This window comes from Nocardia sp. NPDC004278, from assembly GCF_053602975.1.
The window spans coordinates 64741-72309 of the sequence record NZ_JBSGEQ010000041.1 but is presented as its reverse complement, the minus strand read 5'-3'; the positions used below and the strand labels follow the sequence as shown (position 1 = coordinate 72309).

Annotated in this window: 7 protein-coding genes; all 7 read right to left on the bottom strand. The window is 67.6% G+C overall.

Annotation, left to right across the window (positions count from 1 at the left end; genetic code table 11):
* A partial coding sequence (locus ACWEO2_RS37835) for an AMP-binding protein (protein WP_452409760.1) occupies positions 1-801 on the bottom strand: 801 nt, incomplete at its 3' end.
* 50 nt (positions 802-851) lie between these two features.
* The gene (locus ACWEO2_RS37830; protein WP_452409759.1) at positions 852-2489 is read right to left on the bottom strand and encodes a solute symporter family protein; all 1638 of its coding nucleotides are present in this window, start codon (positions 2487-2489) and stop codon (positions 852-854) included.
* Positions 2486-2842: a DUF485 domain-containing protein gene (locus ACWEO2_RS37825; RefSeq protein ID WP_354961662.1), complete on the bottom strand. Its 357-nt coding sequence runs from the start codon at positions 2840-2842 to the stop codon at positions 2486-2488. Before ACWEO2_RS37825 ends, ACWEO2_RS37830 begins: the two co-directional genes overlap by 4 nt.
* 145 nt (positions 2843-2987) lie before the next feature.
* A complete protein-coding gene (locus ACWEO2_RS37820) occupies positions 2988-4742 on the bottom strand; it encodes a sodium/solute symporter (protein ID WP_452409758.1) in 1755 nt (584 codons plus the stop codon).
* Positions 4743-5030: 288 nt separating this feature from the next.
* Positions 5031-5399, bottom strand: coding sequence for a hypothetical protein (locus ACWEO2_RS37815; RefSeq protein ID WP_452409757.1), 369 nt, complete (start codon positions 5397-5399; stop codon positions 5031-5033).
* Entirely contained in the window at positions 5396-6190 is a 795-nt protein-coding gene (locus tag ACWEO2_RS37810) for a LytR/AlgR family response regulator transcription factor (protein WP_452409756.1), read from the bottom strand. Before ACWEO2_RS37810 ends, ACWEO2_RS37815 begins: the two co-directional genes overlap by 4 nt.
* 101 nt (positions 6191-6291) lie before the next feature.
* Positions 6292-7500, bottom strand: a complete 1209-nt coding sequence (locus ACWEO2_RS37805; RefSeq protein ID WP_452409755.1) for a histidine kinase — start codon at positions 7498-7500, stop codon at positions 6292-6294.
* Positions 7501-7569 lie beyond the last annotated feature (69 nt).

The following is a 7569-nucleotide window of genomic DNA, read 5'->3' as shown; positions in this document are numbered from 1 at the left end:
CTCGTGCCACCACAGATCGCGGCCCTCGGTCCAGGGCACCTCGATATCGGTGCGCCGCACCACCAGTACATGCTCGACGCTGTGTCCATTTTCGCCCGAGCTGGGGCCCTCCGTGGTTACGCGGGCTTCCTCCTGCGGGCCCTGACCGCTCGGGCGGGGCGGCACATCGCCGTGGGCGTAGAGCGCCTCGTCGACGGCTTCCTTCAGTGGTGCGGCCTTTCCGCGCCGCCACTGTCCGTCGGTGGTGATGATGAGCCGGGCGCTCGCGTCATCGACGCGTTGGCGCAGGGCGGTGGGGGAGAAGCCGGCGAATACCACCGAATGGGTGAGGCCCAGTCGCGCACAGGCCAGCATCGATACGATTGCCTCGGGGACCATCGGCATATAGATGGCGACCCGATCGCCTGGCTCGAGTCCGAGTTCGGTGAGGTAGTTGGCGGCCCGGGACACCTCGGCCAGTAGCTCGGCGTAGGTGATATCGCGGGAGTCGCCCGGTTCGCCCTCCCAGTGGATGGCGACCTGATCGCCGTGCCCGTCGAGCACATGGCGGTCCACGCAGTTGTAGGCGACGTTGAGCTTGCCGTCGACGAACCACTTCGCGACCGGTGCGTCACTCCAGTCCAGGACCTGGGTCCATGGCTGATCCCAGTGCAACCGCCGAGCCTGCTCGGCCCAGAATTCCACCCGTTCGGCGGCTAGGTCATACAGCGCACGCGAAGCGTTCGCGTTCGCGGCGAATGCCGGATCCGGCGGGTAGACAGTGTCGGTGGTCGTGTCACGGTCGGTGGTTGCACGGGTCAACGTCGATCTCTCCTAGCGAAACAACAAGGGCGGCAGGCTCGGTCGGATGTTCAGTGCACGACCGCCTTTTCCGCGCCGACACCGGTCAGCGAGCGCACCTCCATCTCGGCCTGCTTCGCCGGATCCTCCGGCTTACGCCCGCCGAGGAAGGTGCCGACCACGCCGAGCACGAAGGCCAATGGGATGGACACGATTCCGGGGTTCGACAGCGGGAACCAGTCGAAGTCCGAACCCGGGATCATCGAGGTCTTCGTCCCGGATACCGCCGGGGAGAACACGATCAGCACAATGGTCGAGATCAGGCCGCCGTACATGCTGAACAGCGCTCCCGTGGTGTTGAACCGCTTCCAGAACAGCGAAAACAGGATGGTCGGCAGATTCGCCGCCGCCGCGACCGCGAAGGCCAGCGCCACCAGGAATGCGATGTTCTGGCCATTGGCCAGGATGCCGAGACCGATGGCCAGCGCACCGATGACGACCGCGGTGATCCGCGAAACCTTGACCTGCTTGTGCTCGTCGACATTGCCCTTCTTGAGCACGCTGGCGTAGATATCGTGCGCGAATGACGCCGACGCGGTAATGGTCAGACCCGCGACGACCGCCAGGATGGTGGCGAAGGCAACCGCCGAGATGATGCCGAGCAGGATCACGCCGCCGAGTTCGAAGGCCAGCAGCGGCGCCGCCGAATTCTGCCCGCCCGCCGAGGCGAGGATGCGGTCCGGTCCGACAATGGCGGCCGCGCCATAGCCGAGCACCAGGGTGAACAGGTAGAACGCGCCGATCAGGCCGATCGCCCAAACCACCGAGCGGCGTGCCTCTTTCGCGGTCGGCACGGTGTAGAAGCGCATCAGCACATGCGGCAGACCCGCCGTGCCGAGCACCAGGGCCAAGCCGAGGGATACGAAGTTCAGCTTGGAGGTCGCGCTGCCGCCGTACTGGGCGCCGGGGGCGAGCACGTCACGGGCGGCCACGCCCTTGGACTTGGATCCGTGCACCGCATCCTGGGCCGAGCCGAGGATATCGGAGAAGTTGAAGCCGAATTTGGCGAATACCAGCACGGTCATCAGCGCCGCACCGGTGATCAGCAGCACCGCCTTGATGATCTGCACCCAAGTGGTCCCCTTCATGCCGCCGACCAGCACGTAGACGATCATGAGCACGCCGACCACGGCGATCACGATGCTCTGTCCGGTCTTGTCGGAGATATCGAGCAGCAGCGCGACCAGACCGCCGGCGCCCGCCATCTGCGCCAGCAGATAGAACAGCGAGACAGCCAGCGTGGTCAGCGCGGCGGCGGTGCGGACCGGACCTTCCTTGAGGCGGAAGCTCAGCACATCGGCCATCGTGAATTTGCCGGTGTTCCTGAGCATTTCGGCGACCAGCAGCAATGCGACCAACCATGCGACCAGGAATCCGATGGAGTACAGGAATCCGTCGTAGCCGTACACCGCGATGGCGCCCGCAATGCCGAGAAAGCTTGCGGCGGAAAGGTAGTCGCCCGCGATGGCGATGCCGTTCTGCGGTCCGGAGAAGCCGCGGCCACCAGTGAAGTAATCGGCGGCGGTGCGGTTATTGCGGCTGGCGCGGATCACCACGACCATCGTGATGGCCACGAAGAGGCCGAAAATGGCGATATTCGCGGCGGGATTGCCGACCGTTGCGGCGGCGGCAAGATACTGCTGGCTCACGCCTGGCCTCCCTCGAGGTAGTTGCGGATCGACGCGGCGCGCGGATCCAGTTCCTTATTGGCGAACCGGACGTAGAGCCAGGTGATCACGAACGTCGATACGAACTGACCGAGGCCGAGCAGCAGGCCGAGATTGATGGTGCCGATGACCTTGGTGGCCATGAAATCGTGCGCGTAGGCGCCGAGCAGCACGTAGCTCAGGTACCAGACCAGGAACAGCGCTGTCATTGGAAAGACGAAGCGGCGCAACCGACTTCGCAGTTCCTGGAATTGGGGACTCGATTGCACGGCGGCGAAATCCTCGGCGCTCGGTGTCCGTCGCGGTGCGACGTCATCGATATCGGTACTGGTCATCTCGGGTCCTACCTTGTGACGTGGCTTACTACCCGCCGACCATAAGGGGACCTTCGTGAGCGAATCATGATGTGGCGTGGGTCACTCCGCGAAGGCGCCCGATTGTGCGGTGAACGGTCGGCTGGCCGCGACGAACGGTCGGCGGTCAGCTCGACCGCAGCACCCGCTCCCGGTCGGCGCCCATGCCGAGCCGCTCGGGGGCGTGCATGCGGACGAAGATGCGCCCGATCCGGCGGGCGCTCTGCCCCGGCGTCAGCTTGCTGACCAGCATCATCGCCGCGAATGCGAGTGGCACGCTGATCGCCGCGGGATAGCCGAGTATCGCGGCGAGCCAGCCGTTTGCGAGCCCATCGGAAATGCCGCCGGTCACCGATACCGCGGTCGCCCCGCCCGCGGCCAACCCGCCGACGATCAGTCCGGTCGCCGCGCCCTTCGCCGTCAGGCCGCGCCACCAGATGCCGAGCACCAGCAGCGGACACAGCGTCGAGGCGGCCACCGAGAAGGCAAGGGCGACAGTGCGGGACAGATCCAGCGATACCACGGTAAGCGAAAGGCCGAGTGGCACAGCACCGGCGAACAGCGCGGCGGCCCGGAAATCGCGAATCCGCCCGCGCAGCATATCGGTGCTGAGCACGCCTGCAATGCTGACGAGCAGTCCGGAGGAGGTGGACAGGAATGCCGCGATCGCACCCGCGGCCACCAGTGCCGCCAGCAGTTGCCCCGGCAGGCCCGCGAGCACGGAACCGGGCAGCAGCACCACCGCGGCATCGGAGGTGCCGGTGATCAGCAGCTGCGGCACATACAGCCGTGCGAAAACTCCGAGCAGAATGGGGAACAGGTAGAACAGTCCGACCAGACCGATCACCGCGAGCGCGGTGGTGCGCGCCGCCCGGCCATCCGGATTCGTATAGAAGCGCACCAGCACATGTGGAAGTCCCATGGTGCCGAGAAATGTGGCGATGATCAGCGAATAGACCTGGTAGGTGGGATGCGCGCCGCCGAATCCGCCACCGGGTGCCAGCCAGGCCGCGCCATCGGTCGGTGCTCCGGCCACCACCGGCACGGCGGAGCCCGGCTCCAGGGTCAGTTCGGTGCCCGCCGCCAGTTCGTGTCCACCCGGGGTCAGCAGCACCGGACCGTCCACCGCGCGTCCGTCGAGCGTGCCGGTGATCGAAACCTGTTGAGGCGCATCGACGCGAACCACCACGCCGGTGCTGACATCCACCGTGGTGCGCTCGGTGACCACCGGGGGCGCCGGGGTGCCGAGTTCGCGATCCTCGGCCAGGAAGTGGCCGAGCAGCACCAGCGCCGGAATCGCCACCGCGGTCAGCTTCAACCAGTACTGGAATGCCTGCACCAGCGTGATCGACCGCATGCCGCCGCCAGCCACATTGGCGATGATGATCGCGCCGACCGCCACCGCGCCGACCCATTTCGGCACGTTCAGCAGAATGTGCAATGTCAGTCCCGCGCCCTGGAACTGCGGAATGAGATACACCCCGCAGACCAGCACCACCACGACCGCCGCCAGCCTGCGCAACCGCAGCGATCCGAGCCGGAACTCCGCGAAGTCCGGCACGGTATACGCCCCGGACCGCCGCAGCGGAGCCGCGACGAACAGCAGCAGCCCGAGATATCCCGCGGTGAACCCGACCGGATACCACAGTGCGTCCGCACCGTACTTTGCGATCAGTCCGGCGACGCCGAGAAATGAAGCGGCCGAGAGGTATTCACCGGAGATCGCCGCGGCATTCCAGCGCGGTCCGACGCTGCGCGAGGCGACCAGGAAATCAGAGGTGGTGCGCGCCAGCCGGACACCGTAGACGCCGATCGCGACCGTAGCCAATGCCGCGAAGAGCAAGGCGAGCACCGTGAGTGCCGGGGCGGTCGGGGTGTTCACGGCCTGCCCCGATCGGTGCCGCGCGGTCTGGCATCCGGTCGGCAGCACCGATGCGCGGCGGTGGGACGTGATGCGGCATGACCGCTTCTGTCGGTGTCGGCCGAGCTCCTGTCCGTCTTACTCGTCGCAGTGCCCGGAAACCCGGCCGAGCGAGGGTGAGCGAGCGGGGATGCGACGCGGCTCCCTTCGTCGCTGCGGACCGAGTTCCGGTCCATCCGACTCGTCGTAGTGCGTGGATGCCCGGCGGAGCGGAGGCGGGCGAGCGGTGGTGCGGCGCGGAACATCGATTCAGTCCTCGGCCAATTCCAGGAAGTCCTGCTCATTGCGTTCGGCCAGTCGGACGTAGAGCCGCCCGACGCCGTACAGCACCGGATACACCGCGACGCCGAGCAGCAGCCACGGCAGCCGCACCCCGAGCAGGACGAACGATCCGGTCGAGCCGAGCCGGAAAAGCACCGGGAGCGAACACAGGACGAGGACCATGACCAACCCGACCCGCAAAGCCAGCCCCAGCTGGGCCCGGATCAGCCCACCGATCAGCGCCGCACCGATCTCGGTCTGCTCGACCACCTCCGTGCGGGTCCGCACGCGGCGTGCGCCGCGGCGTTCGGCGAGCACAACGCGCTGGCGGGTCGGGCGCTGCTGCGGTGCGGTCACGGATTCGTCCACTGCTGGCGCGGCCCGTGCACCAGGCGCTGCTTCAGTTCGCGCACCTGCCGACGGCTGACCGGCAGTTCCACCGCCCCGGCCCGGCCATCGGCCCGCAGCCGGACCACCGTCGCATTGCCCACCGTGCGCAGCCCGGTCACCAGCCGCAGCGCCACCAGATACGACCGGTGCACCCGCAGGAACCCGGCGTTCTCCCAGCGGGATTCCAAGGCCGACAACGGAATCCGCACCAGATGTGAGCCCGCGTTGGTATGCAGCCTGGCGTAGTCACCATCCGCCTCCACCCAGCTCACGCTGGACCGGTGCACCAATGTGGTGACCCCGCCCAACTCCACCGGAATGACCTCGCTGGGATCGGCCTGCGGTTGCGCGACGGCCGGTGCGGCACCGCGCGACCCCGCGATCCGGCGCACCGCCTCGGCCAGCCGCGCCTCGCGCAGCGGTTTCAGCAGATAGTCCACCGCACCGAGATCGAATGCCGAGATCGCCCGGTCATCGTGCGCGGTCACGAAGACCACGGCAGGCGGATTGGCGAACTCCGACAGGATCCCCGCCAACTCCATCCCGTCCAGCCCGGGCATATTGATATCGAGGAATACCGCATCGATCGGATGGACCCGCATCAGCCGCAGCGCACTGGTCGCGTCATTTGCGCTGTGTATCTCCCCGACGCCTGGTTGCGCGCGCAGCAAATAGACCAGCTCGTCCAGAGCTGGCTTCTCGTCGTCCACGGCGAGCACACGCAATGCGGCGGCGGACTGGTCGGTGGTCCGGGTCACAGTCGTTCCATGGTAAATGCCGCATCCGCGCCCCCGGATCGGATATCCGCACCAGGTGAAATCGGCCAGGATGGCATCGGCGGCACAGCCGGGCCAGGCGCTCAGGCCTGGATACCCGCGCGGAATTTCGGGACGCGGAGGCTGACCTTGGTGCCCGCGCCGGGGGCGGTCTCCACGATGAGGCCGTAGTCATTGCCGAAGGCGGCGCGCAGGCGGTCGTCGACATTGGCCAGACCCACATGTGCGGATTCGCCGGAACCCGCTGGTCCGGTACCGGTTTCGATGGCGTCGAGCGCGCCGGAGCGCAGCACGTCCGGATCCATCCCGATCCCGTCGTCCTCGACGCTGATCACGCAATCGGTGCCCGCATCGGCCGCGACAATGGTCACGGTGCCGCCGCGCGCCGCGCCGGCCAAACCGTGTCGAACGGCGTTCTCCACCAACGGTTGCAGCGCGAGGAACGGCAGCACGACACCGAGCACCTCGGGCGCGATCTGCAACCGCACCTCCAGCGCGTCACCGAACCGGGCGCGCTCCAGTGCCAGATAGCGCTCGATATTGCGCAGTTCGTCGGACAGGACCGTGAACTCGCCAGCGGCGCGGAAGGAATACCGGGTGAAGTCGGCGAACTCCAGGATCAGCTCGCGCGCCCGGTCCGGATCGGTTCGCACAAAGGACGCGACGGTATTGAGCGCGTTGTAGATGAAGTGCGGGCTGATCTGTGCCCGCAGCGCCCGTACCTCGGCCCGGTCGAGCCGGGCCCGCGATGCGTCCAGCTCCGCCAATTCCAGCTGTCCGCAGGCGTATCGCGCCACCTCCGCGACCGTGCCGAGCCGTCCCGGCTCCGGCTTCCCGGTGGTCACCACCCCCAATGCCCCCAAAGCCCCAGCGACCCCGGCATTTTCGATGAGCAGTGGCTGCGCGATCAGCGTGCGCCCGGCATGTTCGCCCCGACCGGGCCCCGAAACCAGCACCGGCCGCTCGGTCGCCACCGCCCGCCGGGCCGCGTCGGCGAAGGGTTCGGCCAGATCCGAATGCGGCCCGTCCCAGGCCAGCAGCGTGCCGTCGGCATCGGCCACCCCCAGCGCATCGGCCCCGGTGAGCGCTCGCAGATGCGGTGCGGCCTCCTGGGCGGACCGATCGGTCAACCCCTGCCGCAACGGCCGCGCGGCCAGCGACGCAGTGTGCAGCGCGGTATATACCGCCCGTTCGGCCGGAGTGGTCACCATCCGCCTGGTTCGCGACCAGACCAGCAGCGCGCCGACGATCAACACCGCACCGGCAACGACCGCGATAACGGCGGTCGTCATCGTGGACCCATCGAACGCGTCTGCCGCTGCCAGCTCATCGCCCGATTATCGTCGCGACCCCATCGAATG